The sequence below is a fragment of the Nostoc sp. UHCC 0251 genome (genome assembly GCF_034932245.1).
Classification (GTDB): domain Bacteria; phylum Cyanobacteriota; class Cyanobacteriia; order Cyanobacteriales; family Nostocaceae; genus Nostoc.
Map to the genome: position 1 here is coordinate 18,009 of NZ_JAYGHD010000013.1, position 17,828 is coordinate 35,836.

At 41.0% G+C, this 17,828-nt stretch carries 14 protein-coding genes, 1 tRNA gene and 2 pseudogenes; 4 read left to right on the top strand and 13 right to left on the bottom strand.

From position 1 onward, the window contains the following. Window positions 1–113 precede the first annotated feature (113 nt). From VB740_RS03130 to VB740_RS03160, 7 genes are all read right to left on the bottom strand, one after another. On the bottom strand, window positions 114–440 hold the full coding sequence (locus VB740_RS03130; protein WP_323198621.1) for a hypothetical protein: 327 nt from the start codon (window positions 438–440) through the stop codon (window positions 114–116). A gap of 741 nt (window positions 441–1,181) precedes the next feature. After that, the gene (gene coaE / locus VB740_RS03135; protein WP_323198622.1) at window positions 1,182–1,778 is read right to left on the bottom strand and encodes a dephospho-CoA kinase; all 597 of its coding nucleotides are present in this window, start codon (window positions 1,776–1,778) and stop codon (window positions 1,182–1,184) included. Between the two features lie 177 nt (window positions 1,779–1,955). Further along, on the bottom strand, window positions 1,956–3,599 hold the full coding sequence (cobA, locus tag VB740_RS03140) for a uroporphyrinogen-III C-methyltransferase (RefSeq protein WP_323198623.1): 1,644 nt from the start codon (window positions 3,597–3,599) through the stop codon (window positions 1,956–1,958). 169 nt (window positions 3,600–3,768) lie between these two features. After that, a complete protein-coding gene (locus tag VB740_RS03145; protein ID WP_323198624.1) occupies window positions 3,769–4,998 on the bottom strand; it encodes a tetratricopeptide repeat protein in 1,230 nt (409 codons plus the stop codon). Window positions 4,999–5,233: 235 nt separating this feature from the next. Next, window positions 5,234–7,393 carry an ATP-binding protein gene (locus tag VB740_RS03150; protein WP_323198625.1) on the bottom strand — a complete coding sequence of 720 codons (2,160 nt, stop codon included), beginning with the start codon at window positions 7,391–7,393 and terminating at the stop codon, window positions 5,234–5,236. A 274-nt stretch (window positions 7,394–7,667) separates the two neighbouring features. Further along, window positions 7,668–8,141, bottom strand: coding sequence for a tetratricopeptide repeat protein (locus tag VB740_RS03155; RefSeq protein ID WP_323198626.1), 474 nt, complete (start codon window positions 8,139–8,141; stop codon window positions 7,668–7,670). Between the two features lie 3 nt (window positions 8,142–8,144). After that, entirely contained in the window at window positions 8,145–9,113 is a 969-nt protein-coding gene (locus VB740_RS03160) for a homogentisate phytyltransferase (protein ID WP_323198627.1), read from the bottom strand. Between the two features lie 289 nt (window positions 9,114–9,402). Between VB740_RS03160 and VB740_RS03165 the strand changes: the two genes are divergently transcribed. Further along, on the top strand, window positions 9,403–10,023 hold the full coding sequence (locus tag VB740_RS03165; protein WP_323198628.1) for a hypothetical protein: 621 nt from the start codon (window positions 9,403–9,405) through the stop codon (window positions 10,021–10,023). 29 nt (window positions 10,024–10,052) lie between these two features. On the opposite strand, the gene cobA (VB740_RS03170) is transcribed toward VB740_RS03165, so the two are convergent. The 3 genes from cobA (VB740_RS03170) to VB740_RS03180 all read right to left on the bottom strand — a co-directional run bounded on the left by cobA (VB740_RS03170) (window position 10,053) and on the right by VB740_RS03180 (window position 12,210). Beyond that, complete coding sequence (gene cobA / locus VB740_RS03170) at window positions 10,053–10,832, bottom strand: uroporphyrinogen-III C-methyltransferase (RefSeq protein WP_323198629.1); 780 nt, start codon at window positions 10,830–10,832, stop codon at window positions 10,053–10,055. Next, window positions 10,829–11,575 carry a sirohydrochlorin chelatase gene (locus tag VB740_RS03175; protein WP_323198630.1) on the bottom strand — a complete coding sequence of 249 codons (747 nt, stop codon included), beginning with the start codon at window positions 11,573–11,575 and terminating at the stop codon, window positions 10,829–10,831. Before VB740_RS03175 ends, cobA (VB740_RS03170) begins: the two co-directional genes overlap by 4 nt. Window positions 11,576–11,826: 251 nt before the next feature. Beyond that, window positions 11,827–12,210, bottom strand: a complete 384-nt coding sequence (locus tag VB740_RS03180) for a DUF4359 domain-containing protein (RefSeq protein ID WP_323198631.1) — start codon at window positions 12,208–12,210, stop codon at window positions 11,827–11,829. A 124-nt stretch (window positions 12,211–12,334) separates the two neighbouring features. On the opposite strand from VB740_RS03180, the gene VB740_RS03185 reads away from it, so the two are divergent. Beyond that, a tRNA-His gene (locus VB740_RS03185) sits at window positions 12,335–12,407 on the top strand. Window positions 12,408–12,715: 308 nt separating this feature from the next. Here the strand turns inward: VB740_RS03185 and VB740_RS03190 are convergent. Next, window positions 12,716–13,240, bottom strand: a pseudogene (locus tag VB740_RS03190) (zinc-binding dehydrogenase); the annotation flags it as partial. A gap of 357 nt (window positions 13,241–13,597) precedes the next feature. Then, the gene (locus VB740_RS03200) at window positions 13,598–13,756 is read right to left on the bottom strand and encodes a hypothetical protein (RefSeq protein ID WP_323198632.1); all 159 of its coding nucleotides are present in this window, start codon (window positions 13,754–13,756) and stop codon (window positions 13,598–13,600) included. An 18-nt stretch (window positions 13,757–13,774) separates the two neighbouring features. Between VB740_RS03200 and VB740_RS03205 the strand changes: the two are divergent. Together VB740_RS03205 and VB740_RS03210 are read left to right on the top strand one after the other, a co-directional pair. After that, window positions 13,775–13,873 (top strand): annotated as a pseudogene (locus VB740_RS03205) (type II toxin-antitoxin system VapC family toxin); the annotation flags it as partial. Window positions 13,874–14,769: 896 nt separating this feature from the next. Next, the gene (locus VB740_RS03210; protein WP_323198633.1) at window positions 14,770–17,190 is read left to right on the top strand and encodes a sucrose synthase; all 2,421 of its coding nucleotides are present in this window, start codon (window positions 14,770–14,772) and stop codon (window positions 17,188–17,190) included. Window positions 17,191–17,257: 67 nt separating this feature from the next. Here the strand turns inward: VB740_RS03210 and VB740_RS03215 are convergent, their stop codons facing one another. Further along, on the bottom strand, window positions 17,258–17,812 hold the full coding sequence (locus tag VB740_RS03215) for a peptidoglycan-binding domain-containing protein (RefSeq protein ID WP_323198634.1): 555 nt from the start codon (window positions 17,810–17,812) through the stop codon (window positions 17,258–17,260). Window positions 17,813–17,828: the final 16 nt, after the last annotated feature.

Consider the following 17,828-nt stretch of genomic DNA (forward strand, 5'->3'; position numbering starts at 1 on the left):
TTTAATAGCTCATTTTTTGATAAGTTTAAAATGATAGATAGTTTATTTTATGTTTTAGGAATAGAAGGACAATCTTCACCTATGAAATTTAAGTAACTAGTTAATTTTAATATTTAGTCAATCGGCACTTGCTTGAGTAAAGCTATCCACATATCAGACGGATCTGAGTAATAATCAACTTCCTCAACTTGATATTGATAAGATTTACGACCTTCTCGTAGAATAATGCGATCGCAGGGTTTAATCCCTCTCCCTACGCCAGTCATATACCCAATCATTCCTTCATTGAGGCGCTCAAATACGTAATCGCTTCCCCAAACTAGTTGGCTATAATCGTGTATTCTATGCTTCTGTTTTAATTCGGTTGCTGGAAAGCTAACTAGGGCTAACTTACTTAAAAAACTAAAACTTAAGTTCATACTTGTCCTGATCAAAGACATAAGTGAGTTCTCCCCAACAAGAAATCTATAACGAAGAGTTCTGGACTCTAGGTGAATTTGAATTACTTTCAATTACCAATCCAGAATCGAACAGATGAAAAATTTAGTTAGGAATCTACTGCATTGACAGCTAGTAAAGCTAATGCATAATCCAATATCTAATTAAGCGCCTGCATTCACAAGTAGCAAAAAATATAGTAATCTTAAATGAGATTGTGAAATTAGTCGTGGAGGTAGGCAATAGGGAATAGGCAACAGATTTTTTTCACGAATGATTTAGGATTGCTCTAAATTATCAGCAGTTCGTTGATAATGTACTTAGCAAAGTAATTTTAAATTATGAAGGATAATTTAAATTTAAATTTTCTTAATTCTTAATCTTTAGTTATTAATATTTAATTTTTACCCAATAATATCTTTTGCCGAATAACCATTTGAGGTCATTCATGATTTTGCATATATCAGGTAAAAGATAACTATTGATTACTTTATACCTTGGCTTTGAGCGTCATTTAAATCATATTATCCAGTACAATGTCAGAGGTCTATAGCAGTTGTTTATTGATTAACCATTTAAATTTACATTACCATAAACCACAGCTTCAACTGTAAAACCACCGAATTATTCTACAAGTTTGGGTCAGGTATGAATATTTTTTACTTAACTAAATAATATTTAATGTATAAATATTTTATGTTTTAAGAATGGATTTTAAGTGGATTTTTTTTAATTAATAGTATTTAGCCCCCATTTGTGGTTTTTAGAGCTACATCTACTTGCCTAAGTAATACTTTTAAGGTGCAAGAGTTATCTAAAACTACATCTGCATGAGCCACTTTTTCTTCAATAGATAATTGGCTGTTAATCCTGGCTTGTGCCTGTTCTCTGTTTAAATGGTTTCGTTGTATCAATCTTTGTAGTTGTTGCTCTTGGGAACAACGCACTACCCAAATTTCTGTAACCAAATCAGTCATGCCAGCTTCAAATAATAGAGGCACTACTAACACCAGTGTTTGTGAGGAAGATAGGGCAATTGCTTTGAGGAAGCGATCGCGTACATCAGGATGAATCAAATTGTCTATCCAGTTGCGTTCATCTTGACGCTTAAAAATTATTTCGCCTAGCTTTTGGCGGTTGAGGCTGCCATCTGGTAGTAAAATTTGTTCGCCGTAACGCCTGGCGATCGCACCAAGAATAGGCGAACCTAAAGATACTGCCTCTCTAGCATAAATATCTGCATCCAGAATCGGCAGCTTATAAGCGCTAGCTAAATAATTGGTGACAGTGGTTTTGCCTGTGGCAATACCGCCAGTTAAGCCGATTATACGTTTTGTCATTTGTCATTGGTCATTGGTCATTTGTCATTAGTCATTGGTCATTAGTCATTAGTCATTTGTCAAGAGTTACTCTCCTGCTGCTTCCCCTGCTTCCCCTGCTTCCCCTGCCTCCCCTGCCTCCCCTGCTCCCTGCCCCCTGCCCCCTGCTCCCTGCTCCCCCTGCCCCCTGCCCCTCATCTAAGAATTTGTCGCCCATGTTATCAATGCTTGGGTTAAACCATCTAAAGTATATTCTTGGGCTTCTACATCCACACGCTTGAATAAAAAATGACATGTTTTGGAGGTTTGAGGCCCGATAGAGGCAATACAAACGCCCTCTAAGAATCGATTAGCATCAGAATTGGTGGAAAATATCTTGTCAGTAAGCTGATAAAAAAATTGCACAGTTTTAGAACTGGCAAAAGTTATCACATTTATCTTGCGGTTTTGGAGAGCTAACTCTGCCTCACGTGGAATACTACTAGGACAACAAGATTGATATGCGGCAACTTCTATCACCTTTGCTCCCTTGAGAGTTAATTCCTTAACCAAAACTTCTCTGCCACCGCTTTCAACTCTGGGAAATAAAACCTTTTTACCATGCAGATCCTCTGGGAAATTTTCCACTAAAGAATCGGCAATAAAGTTGGGGGGAATAAAATCTGGTTGGAGAGAGCGTTGTTTCAGACAATGGGCTGTTTTCTCGCCAACAACGGCAATTTTGACGCCAGCTAAGGCCCGAGTATCTTTACCTTGGGCAATTAGCCTTTCAAAAAAGTAGTCTATGCCATTGGTAGAAGTGAAAATTAACCAGTCGAAGTCAGATAAATGAGCGATCGCATCATCCAAAGCTTCCCAACTGGAGGGCGGTCCGATTTCTAAGGTAGGCATTTCGATGACTGTTGCACCTAACGCGATGAGGCGATCGCTAAATTGGCTAGACTGTCCAACTGAACGTGTCACCAAGATAGTTTTGCCAGTGAGGGGAAGGGTAGATGAGGGAAAGTTACTTAACATAGGTTGGGGTGTAGAAGTACTCTCATTCCCAGGTTCTTTCTGGGAATGCCTTTCTCCAGGCTCCTGCCTGATATTTTTGTCTAAATATATATTCTCAGGTTGTAAGTACTTCCGTAGCCCAACAACTTCGCCAATCACAATTACCGACGGAGAAATGGATAATTCGGTGGTTTGTTCTACAATATTGCCCAGTTGCGCTGTCCAAATTTGTTGACGAGGAGTTCCTGCCCAACGGATGATGGCTATGGGTGTTAAGTGCGATCGCCCGTGTCGCACCAGTTGATCTACAATTTCTGGCAGATGTCGCCCCCCCATCAAAATTACCAATGTCTCTAGCCGTGAGAGTGCCTCCCAGTCTAAAACCTCTGGTTCATGAGCTGTAAATACTGCAAAAGTGCGACTCAACACCGGATCTGTGAGGGGAATTCCTGCCAACAAAGGTGCTGCAAGGGCTGAGGAGATTCCTGGTACTAGTTCAAAATCACAACCAGATGCTTTGAGCGCTTCAATTTCGGAAGTACAACGCCCAAAAATCAACGGATCGCCTGATTTGAGCCGTACAACTTGTTTTCCTTGCTGGCAATACTTTACTAGTAACTTGTTAATCTCAGCTTGGGTTGTACTGGGTTTTCCACCGCGTTTTCCGACATCCAATTTCAAGCAATCAGGTGGTACGCACTGCAATAATTGAGCATCTACCAAGGCATCGTAGACTAAAACCTGAGCAGCAGCTAAGAGATTGTAAGCTTTAACCGTCAGGTATGCCACATCTCCAGGCCCAGCACCTACGAGGTAGACTTTACCTTTTTCTTGGTCATTTGTCATTTGTCATTTGTCATTTGTCATTTGTCATTGGGCATTGGGCATTGGGAAAAGACAAGTCAGAGGGGGGAGACAAGGAAGAAACTTGTTCAATAATTCTCCCTTGTCCCCCTTGTCCCCCTTATCTCCCCCTGCTTCCCCTGCTTCCCCTGCTCCCACTGCTCCCCCTGCTTCAATTCGTTCGGATATTCATTTTTTCGATTAGCTGATTAACTTGCTCAACCATCTCTTTGTTTTCCTCAGCTTGGAATAAATCTCTGGCTTTTTTGAGATTAACGATCGCTTCTTCTAGCTGTTGTACTCGCCCCAAAGTGATTCCCAAATTATAGTAAGTGAATGCATCATTAGGTACAAGGCTAATGGCTTTTTTGTAATGTGCGATCGCTTCTTGTGGTTTACCTTGATCATCCATCGCATTTCCCAAACCCGTGTAAGCTTGTGCATGTTTCGGATCGAGGCGAATCGCTTCGGTATAATCTGTGATTGCTTCTGCTAGTTTGCCTTGAGCGTAAAAAGCGCTTGCTAAATTATAGTGAGCGTCTGCATAGTTGGGTTCAAGGCTGAGGGCTAGTTTATACTGGGCGATCGCTTCTTCTAGTTTGCCTTGAGCGTGTAGAGTATTTCCCAAGGCGTTATAACCTGCTGGATTTTTTGGATCGAGGCGAATGGCTGTTGTATATTCGGCGATTGCTTCTGTTGGTTTTCCTTGAGCATATAAGGTGTTCCCTAAGTAATAGTGAGCTTCTGCATACTTTGGATCAAAGCTAATGGATTTTTTGTATTGGGTAACTGCTTCTTCTAGCTCACCTTGATCGTACAGAGCATTTCCTAGACGCGTGTAAGTTGGGGCATAATTGGGTTTGAGGCTAATAGCTGCTGTATATTCGGTGGCTGCTTCGGTTAGCTTGCCTTGAGCATATAAGGCATTTCCTAAGTTATAGTGAGCGTCTGCATACTTGGGTTCAAGGCTGATAGCTTTCTTGTACTGTGCGATCGCAGCTTCTAACTGATTGAGCCTTGCTAAAGTCAAACCTAAATTAAAGTATGCTCTAGAGTCTTTAGGATCAAGGCTAATGGCTTTTTTGTAAATAGCGATCGCTTCTTGTGGTTTACCTTGATCGTCGAGAGTATTTGCTAAAGCAATATAAGCTTGTGTAAAGTTCGGTTCTAGTTCGATTGCTTTCCGAAAAGCCGCCTCTGCTCCTTTGAAATCTCCTTGTTTGTAGAGATTGGTTCCTTGCTCGAAGTTAGCAACTGCGTTTTTGCTCCCAGGAAGTGCGGACTGTGTAAATTCATGAATTTTTGATAAAACAACGCCAACATCTTTACCAAAGGCAGTATTTCCATTACTCAAGCACAAGCAGATAATAGCTGCTACCAGTAGATTCTTGTTTTTCAGCATTTTTATTACCTTATCTGCTTGATTTAAATGTAATATTTAGTCGCATAGTTTGGCGTGGTTCTTGCAGGAATTATAAGTGATTAACCTAACTTGATACAAGCATTCTCTCATATATAGCAGTCCTAATTCATTCGTGAAAAAATTCTATTGCCTATTACCTATTACCTATTGCCTATTACCTATTGCCTATTACCTATTACCTATTACCTATTACCTATTGCCTACTGCCTATTGCCTATTGCCTATTGCCTCTTGCCTCTTTTGTTTCAACAAGTTTAGCAATGGCTGCAACTAATTTGTCTGGGTTAAGAGGCTTGGGTAAATGCATCTGAAATCCAGCTTTGAGTGCTTTTTGCTGGTCATTATTTCTAGCAAAAGCCGTCAAGGCAATTGCTGGAATTTGTCCACCTTGTTCTGGTGTCCAAGTTCTTACTTGATGTATTAACATATAGCCATCTATATCGGGCATACTAATATCGCTGACCAACACATCTAGCTTTACCTGTGCTAAGGTTTCTAATGCTTCAAATGCGGAAGATACCGCGATAACAAAAGCTCCATCTTGCTCTAATACAAAAGCAACAAAATCTCGGGAATCAGCATCATCATCAACAACTAAAACCCGGATGCCACTGAGAGGTAAGGAGTTAGGAGTTAATAATGCAGGGTCGTTTTGTTCATTCGCCAGGCTTGGGCTTTCATCTTGCAGAAGCGGTAAGCTGACAGTAAAAGTTGCTCCTTTCCCCTCACCGTGGCTATCTGCTGTGACAATGCCGCCATGTATTTCGGTGATATTACGCACAATTGCCAATCCTAGTCCTAATCCACCAAAATTTCTAGTAGAGGTGCTATCTGCTTGGCGAAAGTAATCAAACACGAATGGCAAAAACTCAGCGCTAATTCCCTTACCTGTATCGCTAACTATGATTTGAGCATAGCCATCAGCTTGCTTGAGCCGCACTTCTATTTTTCCTCCTTTGGGTGTAAATTTGACAGCGTTAGAAAGGAGATTCCAGACGACTTGTTGCAAACGAGTAGAGTCGCCCATAACTTGTCCTACATGAGGTTCAAATACTGTACTTACCTCAATCAACTTTGTTTCTGCTGCTAAACGCATTGTCTCTAGTGCCAACAATACCGTAGACTCTAGGTCAATCTTCGTAATATTCAGCGTCAGTTTGCCCTGTAAAATTCTAGAGATATCCAGCAAGTCTTCAATGAGTTGAACTTGTAAGGTGGCATTCCGCTCGATTGTGGCTAGTGCTTCAGATGTCTTTGTTTGGTCTAACCTGCTGGTTTGCAATAACTTTGACCAGCCGAGAATTGCGTTTAGTGGAGTGCGTAGTTCATGAGAGAGGACGGCCAGAAATTCATCTTTAATTCGATTAGCTGTTTCTGCTTTAGCTCGTGCAACTTGTTCTAATTCCAATAGGTGCACCCGTTCTTCAAGTATTTCTTTTTGTTCGTGGATATCTGTACATGTTCCAAACCACTTGACTACAATACCTTGCTCATCTTTGAGTGGTAAACCTCGCGCTAGCTGCCAGCGATAGGAGCCATCAGAAGCCCGTTTAAAGCGATATTCATTGTTATATATAGTGCTATTTTTTACAGCACTAGACCAAACCTCATCAGCATTTTGGACATCATCTGGATGTAATGCAGCCAACCAACCAGAACCCAAGGACTGCTCTAATGTTAGCCCAGTGTATTCGCACCAATTTTGATTAAAATAATCACATTCACCGTTAGCATCGGTTGTCCATACAAGTTGAGGAATTGCCTCAGCTAAGTAACGGTAGCGTTCTTCGCTTTGTCGGAGAATTTCTAAGATGCGTTGGCGTTCAAGGATTTCTTGTTGTAATTGCTCGTTAGTCTTGGTAATTTCATTGGTGCGAACAGCAACCATTTCTTCCAGATGATTCTGGTATGTTCGCAGTTCCTTATCTACGCGTAAGCGTTCGGCTATTTGTGTTTGAAGTTCTTGATTTGCTTGTTCTAGTTGAGCAGGGCTAGGAAGTGCTAGTGCTTGTGGAACTAAAGGCACAAGTTGTACTGCTGTAATTACAGATATTAAGGCAGTTACCGCTTTGACAAATCCTGATACCCAATAGGTTGGATGCCAAAGTGTCCAAATCTCTATTAAATGAGTAGTGCCACAAGCTACAATAAATGCACTAAACAACAGAAAAATCCAATCAAAGGGTAAATCTTGCCGCTTACGGACAAAGTAAAATAGTGTAGCTGGAATCGAGTAATAAGCTAGTGCAATGAACGCGTCAGATAATATGTGTAGCCAAACTAAATTCGTTTGCCATAGATAGCAGTGTCCATGTGGAATAAATGATCCTGATGTAAAAAAATTAGTCCACAATTCTGATATCATGTCTGACATAAACACTTTCTTTTTTTGAATCTATAGAATTTACTACTAAATTTATTCACTATCTAGACCCTAAATCAATTCATTGTGGCTATGGAGCTTACAGCGCATCAGATTACAATTCTAAGGTCTATGAGGGGAGCGATCAAACTTGCGACTGCGGACATAATTCCGGCAGACACAGGAAAATTTAAACAAAAAACAACTCTCACCATCATGAGGGAAATGGTAAAAAAAGTTAAAAGGCGGAATAGGAAAATTTGATCTCCGCGATTATGACTTAACTTTAAGACTGACTTAACTTATCACTCATCTTATCTAACAGTTGAGTTATTTTTTGAGCTTTTTCAGGTTGGCGTTGTTTTTGCAATAAATCTTTAGCTTGTAACAGGTTAGTTTTGGCTTCTTCTTCTCGCTCTTGCTGCATGAGAATATTGGCCAGACGTAAGTAAGCATCAGGATTTTTGGGACTGCGGCGAATCACTTCTCGGAATAATTCTGTTGCTTCCTGTACTTTGCTTTGCTGGTTTAAAACATCTCCTAAAAACAGACGTACCACATCATTAGTAGAGTTGATGGAAATCACTTTGCGAAACGCTGCTTCTGCACCTTGGTAATCTTTTGCTTGAGCAAGATTGATTCCTTTTTGAAATAAGTTCGAGGTAATCAAAGTTTTCCAAGCAAAATAGCCAAGAGTTGACAGACTGAGAACAACTACAAAAGCAGCGATAATAGAACTAGTGGGAAGGTTTTCTAGCATTGTCTAAGCCAAAAGGCAGGCGATAGGAAAAATTAGATATTCGATAAAAAATAGTTTCCAGATAAATTGATAAAATTGAGCGATCGCACTTTTATCTTGTAAGTCTACTGCCAAACTCCGCAACCACATCCAAACTAGTAGTGCTAAATGAGCAATTACCAGAAATATGGGGTTAACTGAGGCTACACGTAGCACACCAACCATAATCATCCCTAAATAGCAGGCAGTTATCACCCAAAGGGCTAGATTAAACACAGCTTGCGAACCGAGTTTGATAGTGAAAGTAGAGATATTATAGAGGCGATCGCCTTCCAAATCTGGTATATCTTTAAATATAGCGATCGCAAAGGTAAACACCAAGATAAATAACGTCAGCACCCATACTACAGGCGGAATTCCTTGGCTTTGTTTCAGCGCCCAACTATAGTGCAAATACAATCCTAAATTAACAATCGTGCCGCGTACCGAAAAAATGCACAGTGCTGCCCAAAATGGAAACTGTTTCAAGCGAATTGGCGGTAAAGAATAAGCAGTACCAATGGCTAGACTAATTGCTACCATGCCAAATAAGAATGGCCCAGTTAGCCACGCCACAACTAGCGCCAAAATCCCAGTAAAACCGACAATTAATTGCCCCGTTTGTCGGGAAAACTCACCTGATGCTAACGGTAAATGAGGCTTATTAATCTTGTCAATATCAACATCTTCTAATTGATTCAGCCCCACAATATAGACATTGCCACACAGACAAGCAATCCATGCACCTAAGACGGGGAATAGGGAATAGGGAGTGGGGAATAGGGAATCAATAGGATTACTAACGGCAATGGCAATTAAATACAAGCTCAACACACTCAGACTTGTACCAATAATCGTGTGAGGGCGAGAAAATTTCCAGAAAGCGTATAACCAATGGAAATATGATTGAACGGGTTTGCGTGGCGAAGGGCTATTTTGAGAACTCTGGCTCATGAGTACCTTAGATTCAGTATTCCGGCTTATTGCTTATTGTTAACCATTGTCACAGAATTTGGTCATCAACAAGAAGCCGGGGGAGCAGGGGAAGCAGCGGTTTGTTCTAACGCACCTCTACTCTTAAAGCTTGATACCCATAGCGGGTAGAGAATCAATCTACCTCATGCAAGACACTAGAATCCCAAAAAAATTTCACAACCAACCATGAAAATACCTCGTCCCTGCTCTTCATAACGGTACAATCATCAAAAAAGCAAAGAATTATAGTTAAATCCAGAGTGCCATTATGACAGCTGATTTGACATCTAAAGCGACATTTGACTTTGTAACCGTGCTATCACATGCTGCGGCTGCATTTCGAGGACAGAGAGACGCACGCCCTAATGCTGAAATATTAGTAAATGCGTTGCTACAAGCAGAAAAATCTGCCAAGCAACAACGGTTAACTAATCCGTTTGAGTCTCTACTAGGAAAATGGCAACTTTGCTTTGCCACTGGCACTAAAAAAGTCAGAGAACGCGGGGGAATTATATTAGGTAAGGGCTTTTATGTACCCAATTTTATAAAAATCCATGTTTCTTTTAATGCCACTTCTGAACAGGATTCAAACAGGGGCGAAATTTGTAATCAGGTTGAATTGGGCCCAGTTTTGTTGAAACTTACAGGGCCAGTGCAATATTTAAATAAGAAAAATTTATTGGCGTTTGATTTTAATCAGATGCTTATTAGTTTGTTTGGTCGTGTTGTATATAACAGACCAATGCGTTCTGGTAAAGTTGAAACAGAAGATTTCTACAACCAGCCTATAGCTAAATTACCCTTCTTTGCCTTCTTTTTAGTAGCAGAAGATTTCATTGCAGCCCGCGGCCGGGGAGGAGGATTGGCATTTTGGATTCGAGAAACTTAAATACACTGGATTGACCTTTGTGTCAACCATCAAACTGGACGACAACCAGACAAAATGCTGTGCATATTTACTACTTGTCCAATGACTGCGATCGCAGGCGCACCAAATCCAGTTTGCTCTACCTGCTCTACAATTGTTTCTAAAGTACCAATCAATTCTTCTTGTTCTGGGCGTGTACCCCAGCGCACCAAAGCAATAGGCGTTTCTAAGCTCAACCCAGCTGCACTTAACTGTTCCACAATATAAGGCAGATTGTGAATTCCCATATAAATTACAATGGTTTCGGAACCGTGAGCGATCGCATTCCAATCAACTTTCGGTCTATACTTACCCGCCGCCTCATGACCAGTAACAAATGTCACTGAAGAACTATATAGCCGATGAGTCAATGGAATACCTGCATAAGCTGCTGCTGCAATCCCCGATGTAATACCGGGCACAACTTCCGTTGATATTCCCGCGTTGACTAATTCTTCCATCTCTTCACCACCGCGACCAAAAATAAAAGGATCGCCACCCTTTAACCGCACTACAATTGCATGATCCTGCGCTTTCTCAATCAGCAATTGAGTTGTTTCTTCCTGGAACAGCGAGTGTTTCCCCCTGCGCTTACCAGCATTAATTTGCTCGGCTTGGGGATTAATCATTGCCAGAATTGCCGGACTTACTAAAGCATCATAGATGACTACATCTGCACATTCCAACAAACCTTTCGCCTTCAGGGTAATTAGTCCTGGATCTCCTGGCCCCGCACCTACCAAATAAACTTTTCCCAAATACTTGTTCTCCTGTTTTTCTGTGCGGTTCATCTATCTGTTAAATCCCAAATTAGCTCGGCTAATTCTGCACTTGCTCCCAGTGGTTCTGCCAATTGGAAATTCACCGCAGAAAATTGTAATTTTAGCTCCTCTATAGAGGCCGCGATCGCATCGGTTATTCCACCAGCGAATAAAAAGTATGGCAAAATTGCAATTTCTTTATAACCAGCAGCGACCAACTCTTTAACCCGTGATTCTAAACTAGGAGGCCCAGCCCAATAAGCAGCCACTGCTGACAAACTCGCCGCCATTGCTTGCACAGTTTCTTTAGAACCTGGACGACGGCTACCATGAGCTAAGAGAATCCATGCTTCTGCTTTTGTAGCAGCTATTTGCTTTGCCAGCAATTTCTCTAAATTGGCGTGAGAACCTAAGTATGGTTGCAACTCAATTATGATATCCTGACCAATAGCCTGTTGTGCTAGTGCTACTTCGGCTGGGATATCTGTCATTACATGCACTCCCGGCAGCAGAAATAGCGGTACAATTTTCAGGCGGTTCTCGTTTTGAGATAGTTTGCAATCACCAAAAGCGTTCTTGGCAAATTCTTGAATCTGCTCGTGTAAAGGCTGAGGACTCATTTCCAAAGCAGCTATGCCAACCTGATGTTCGCTATTTAATGTGTTGTGGTTTTCTGACAATTTGTGACATACCAGCTTTGCTAGTTGCTGCATAGCAATTTCTGGGCGGCGATCGCGACTTCCGTGAGATACTAGCAGATACGCAGATGACATTGGCAAAGCTTGAACTCTCAGTGACTAATTCTCATATCTTACTTAATATTAAGCTGGTGGTAATAGGTACTCTGGTGATTATTGAAACTATTATCAATTACTAAATAGAAGTATTCTTAATCACTTTTGTAGGGAACTCCAAAAATTAAATTACTCAATTCCTACATCCAAGACTACCATCAGTTTCTGCTCCCCTGCCTCCTCTGCCTCCTCTGCCTCCCCTGCTCCCCTGCTCCCCTGCCTCCTCTGCCTTATTGCTCTTCAGCAGTGTAAGTATAAAATTGATCAAAAGCTCCCATCGTTTCAAATTTGTAAGAGGGTATCCAAGAGTTTATTGTTAAATCTGTACGGTAGATGCTAAAAATAATATAATTTTGTCTTTCTGTAGTCCTGGCAATAATTTCTTGGATTTGCGGGTTAGCCGAATCAACCAACTTATCACAATTAAAGCGGATTAAGTTTTCTATAAGATTGGTGGTTTTTTTGCATACATCGGTTTTTAAGTATTCTGTCAGCCGTTGCACTGCATATTCTTCATACTCAACCTGACTGGGATTGGTCTTCGCCATTGTCACACCCAAGGCGGCGAGTCCTGCTGCTGCTCCAGTATATGCAATGATCGTTAAGGGTTTCATGTTTGCCAAGTAAAATACATTGTAATTGTTAGATTCCAGAGACTCTAAATCAACTAAATCCGTTCCTTGAAGAAAAACTCTTGATCGCTTGCCAAATTATTGCTATAATTCAAATTGTTGAATGGCGAGCGTAGCCAAGTGGTTAAGGCAGTGGTTTGTGGTACCACCATTCGTGGGTTCAATTCCCATCGTTCGCCCTATATAATTTAATAGTGATCCATAAACTCCTATATAAAAATAGGTTGTAGTTTTAAACATTCGTAACCTTTACTGTAACAAGGATTATATCATCTACCAGTTCATGCACTTGGAAGGAAGGTCTTTCTTTTAAAAAGGGTTTTAAAGTAACTCATTTGAAATGAAAGCTCAAGTAAAACACCTACACGATATTGAGCCGAGATACCTATCTCGGCTCAATACCAAGTTGCGTGCGGGGATAGAGGGACATGGAGAGTTCTTTCTTTGCGTCTTTGCGTCTCCCACTCTCCGTGTCTTTTCTCCTGCCTTATGGTTTGAGTACAACTTTGATACAGTTTTCCTTCTTGTCTTTGAAAATTTCGTAACCCCGGGGTGCTTCATCTAACGGTAGACGATGGGTGATCACGAAAGATGGATCGATCCTGCCATTTTGGATGTGATCGAGTAACGTGTTTAAGTACTTATGAACGTGCGTTTGTCCCATTTTGAATACTAAGGCTTTGTTCATGGCAGCACCCATAGGTATTTTGTCTACAACGCCGACATAAACACCAGGTATTGAAACGTGACCGCCTTTGCGACAGTCAATCATCACTTGCCGCAGCACATGGGGGCGGTCTGTTTCCAGACTTACTTCGTCGTATACTCCTTCTAGACCCGTGCCGTGTGCTTCCAACCCCACAGCATCAATGCAAGCATCTGGGCCGCGTCCACCTGTCATTTCTTTGAGGGCTTCACCAACATCGACTTCCTCATAGTTAAGGATTTCTGCCTTGCCTTGATCTTTAGCCATCTGTAGGCGTTCGGGAATTCGATCGATAGCGATGACTCGTAAATCTTCTTTAATTTGCAGTTCTGGGTCTTCACCAAATAATTTAGCGATGTCTGCAATGGGCTTCGCCAACGCAGCCCCAATCGCACCCCCAGGCGGGGTAAATTCTCGGATTGTTTTTACCTCAGTGCCACGATTCCCAGGTGCTGGCTTGAAGTGGACGCGACCAGAGGTTTCAGTCTTAGCACAACATAATAATCATAATCATTATTAGCAGGAGGTGGGTATCCGCCGAGATATGGATACCGTAAGCGTTCCGCCAGGAACGTAGATTAGCCGCCAATACAGTTCAGTTAAGAAAATAATCTGTTGAGGCAGGCGTTGCAGGGGAAGCAGGGGGAAATAAAAATGCTTAACCTAAGCGTATTGGAGTACCCGCAGGGTATTACCCTTACCTAAAGCCAGGGTTTCGGCTTTCTCGTTTCCAGCCTTTGGTTGGAAATGCATTAAAAGCGGTTGTGCCACAAATTCAGGAGGCAGAGCGCCATACTTATCAAGGCAGAACTCTAGACTCACTTATCGGGATAACGGCTAATGTATCTCCTAAATACCAATATTTGTATTGCACAGCTGAAGGAGAATCTTGAAGCTATTACTAAACTAAATTGTTTTTTTAGTCAATGCTATCTGTCCAATTAAGATTTCCGACTTCTTTAAGAAACCGGAAATCTTAACTTCAGAAGTTTTTGGACACACATTTAATTGTCAAAAAATGCCTAGAAGGATGATAAAAGTAAGCCCACAGAAGGCAAGCATAGATATAATCAAAATGTTGCTAATACTGTGGTTAGAAGCTGTTGAATTATGTGTATTGGTAGGCATATAAATCGGCTCCTACTTAAACAACTTTTGCTTAAATTATAGCTAGGAGAAATAAAATTAGCCTATTTTTGAACAAAAATTGATTTTAATTCATTGAAGTTTAGCTTAATAGTTATGTCTGAAGCTAAACTATTAATTTTTGTATCAAATCCTAACAAATAGATAATAGCAAGACAATTACTTGCTACGCAAATTACTAAATTACTAGAATATAAGCAATGATTAAATTCGCCGAATAAATCATCTGCATCCACAATCTAAATGAATATTAACTCTCCTAACAAAATTAAAAAAGTATTGATTTGCAAGCTTTGCAGAGCTTTAAAGCTGAATCTTAACTTTATCAGTGTGCAAATAATCAGATACACGTAAATAAATGATATAGTGAAAATTAGCTCAAGCAGTTGAGGGTATGAGATGTTGTGCCCTAATATAGTCATGCAGTTATTTATTAACTTCTATCAAAAGAAATAAAAATTGTATTCCCTTAGTTAGAGCCAAAAATACTGAGTCATAGATACTTTAAGTAAAGAAGAACACGATTTAAGTGCCTGCTGAAAAGTTGATACTTGATACTTGTAGGTACACAGATAAATATAATTTATCTGTGTTATTTCGTGTTTATATCTGGTCTCACAAAAGGTAAAGGCTTATTAGTCTCGCCTTGACAGTCAACAATGCAAACATCGTCATCTAGTGGAGTTGCCATGTCTGAATTGCTTCAAGCAGTCTTAGATAGTGAAGAAAGAAGTGATTTACGTTCCTTTATTAGTGAATTACGCCAACAAGAAAAGAAGTACTTGCTGCGGAACGACATACTGAATGTATATAGTGAGTATTGCTCCAAGTCGCAGAAACCTGAAGAATTTTACATTTCCTCTGAGTTAAGCAAACTTATTTACTATACTCAGGAAATTATTCAAGAGGACTCAAACTTCTGTTTCATCATCCGTTCTAAGATTGCCAGCCAAGAAGTTTATTGGTTGACATCAGACTTGAGCATTGAGCCGATGACGGTGCAGGATTTGCTGGATCTGCGCGATCGCTTGGTGAATAAATATCATCCCAACGAGGGCGACCTGTTAGAATTGGACTTCGGCCCGTTCTATGACTACACCCCAGTCATCCGCGACCCCAAAAATATTGGTAAAGGGGTACAATTTCTCAACCGCTATCTATCCAGCAAAATATTTCAAGACTCCAAACAATTGCTGGAAAGCTTATTGAATTTCTTGCGCCTGCACCACTACAACGGTGTGCAACTGCTGCTTAACGATCGCATTCAATCACAGCAGCAACTTTCCGAACAAGTTAAGAAAGCTATCGGTTTTGTTAATAATCGCCCCGAAGATGAACCCTACGAACAATTCCGGTTCCAATTGCAGTCAATGGGTTTTGAGCCGGGTTGGGGTAACACCGCAGGGCGAGTGAAGGAAACTTTAAATATTCTTGATGAATTGATTGATTCTGCCGATCCCCAAACCCTAGAAGCTTTCATTTCTCGTATTCCGATGATTTTTAGAATCGTCTTGGTATCAGCTCACGGTTGGTTTGGGCAAGAGGGAGTGTTGGGGCGTCCCGATACCGGCGGTCAGGTAGTTTACGTCCTTGACCAAGCAAAGAGCCTAGAGAAGCAGCTACAAGAAGATGTCCTGCTGGCGGGTTTAGAGAAGTTGAATGTCGAGCCAAAGGTAATTATTCTCACCCGCTTGATTCCTAATAGTGATGGCACCCTTTGTAATCAACGGCTAGAAAAAGTCCTTGGTACCGAAAATGCCTGGATTTTGCGAGTGCCTTTACGGGATTTTAATCCCAACATGACTCAAAACTGGATTTCCCGGTTTGAGTTTTGGCCTTATCTAGAAACTTTTGCCATTGATTCAGAAAGAGAACTACGGGCAGAATTTCACGGCACACCTGACTTAATAGTTGGAAATTATACTGATGGTAACTTAGTGGCATTCTTACTGGCGCGACGGCTGAAAGTTACCCAATGCAATGTTGCCCATGCTTTAGAAAAATCTAAATATTTGTTCAGTAACCTCTACTGGCAAGAATTGGAGGAGAAATATCATTTTTCTTTGCAATTCACAGCTGACTTGATTGCTATGAATGCTGCCAATTTTGTTATTAGCAGCACCTACCAAGAAATTGTGGGAACACCGGATAGTGTGGGACAGTACGAATCTTATAAGTGCTTTACTATGCCGGAGTTATATCATGTGACCAATGGCATTGAATTATTTAGTCCCAAATTTAATGTCGTACCGCCTGGAGTAAACGAAAATAATTACTTCCCTTACACCCGGACTAAAGACCGAGTAGAGAGCGATCGCCAACGCCTTGCAGAAACACTTTTTACTCTGGAAGACCCCGCGCAAATCTTTGGCAAACTCGATGATCCTAATAAGCGCCCTCTCTTCTCAATGGCGCGTCTTGACCACATCAAAAACCTCACAGGTTTAGCTGAATGTTATGGTCAAAGTAAAGAATTACAAGAGCATTGCAATTTAATTTTGGTGGCGGGTAAATTGCGCGTTGAAGAATCAGGCGACAACGAAGAACGTGACGAAATTATCAAACTCTACCAAATCATTGAGGAGTACAATCTCCACGGGAAGATTCGTTGGCTGGGTGTACGCCTGACTAAAACCGATTCTGGTGAAATTTACCGAGTTATTGCCGATCATCAGGGAATTTTTGTACAACCAGCTTTATTTGAAGCTTTTGGGTTGACAATTTTAGAGTCGATGGTTTCAGGATTACCGACTTTTGCGACACAGTTTGGTGGACCACTGGAGATTATTCAAGATAAGGTTAATGGCTTTTTGATTAACCCAACAAATTTAGACGAGACAGCCACAAAGATCGTGGACTTTATCACAAAATGCGAACAAAATCCTAACTATTGGAGTGAAATTTCCCAGCGAGGAATTGAGCGAGTTTACAGCACCTATACTTGGAAAATTCACACTACCAAGCTGTTATCATTAGCACGGATTTATGGCTTCTGGAACTTTACCTCGAAAGAGAATCGGGAAGATTTGTTGCGTTATCTTGAGGCTTTGTTCTATTTAATTTACAAGCCAAGAGCGCAAGAACTATTAGAGCAGCACAAGTACCGTTAGTTTGTCATTTGTCATTTGTCTTTAGCTAAAAACTAAAGACAAATGACTAAGGACAATGGACAAATGTCTAAATTGTCAGCGCCCGCCAAGTTCGTTTACCAACTATTCCATCCGTTGCTAAATTTCGCTGATTTTGAAAGGCTTTGACAGCAGTCTCTGTCAGTGCGCCATAAATCCCATCCACTCTAATGGTATAACCGTTAGACACTAACAGCCGTTGTAAAACTCTGACAGCAAGACCAGAGCTACCGAAATAAAGAGTCGGCATAGGTTGGCTACCAAACTTCTGGAACCGTCCTATAGCCTTTGTACGAACTTGATCTCCAGACTGAGAATACTTATTAGACTGACCTAACTTAGAAGAAGCTAAGAACTGATTCTTTTTGCTGATTTTCTTAAGTATATGTTCTTTCTCTGGTGCGATCGCTGAGGGAGAAGCCTGAGAAATCCCATCTGTCTGCATGAATTCAGGTGGTGTGACTTGATCAGTTATCTCTAACTGACTCTGTTTTGACTGATTTACGTCATTCTCCACCTGAACTAATTGCTGCTGTGGCAAATTGGCTCCAGATGCTTGTCTTATTGCTAACACGCCCGTCATCATCAGGCCAATTTCAGTCATTGTAGTTCATTTTATT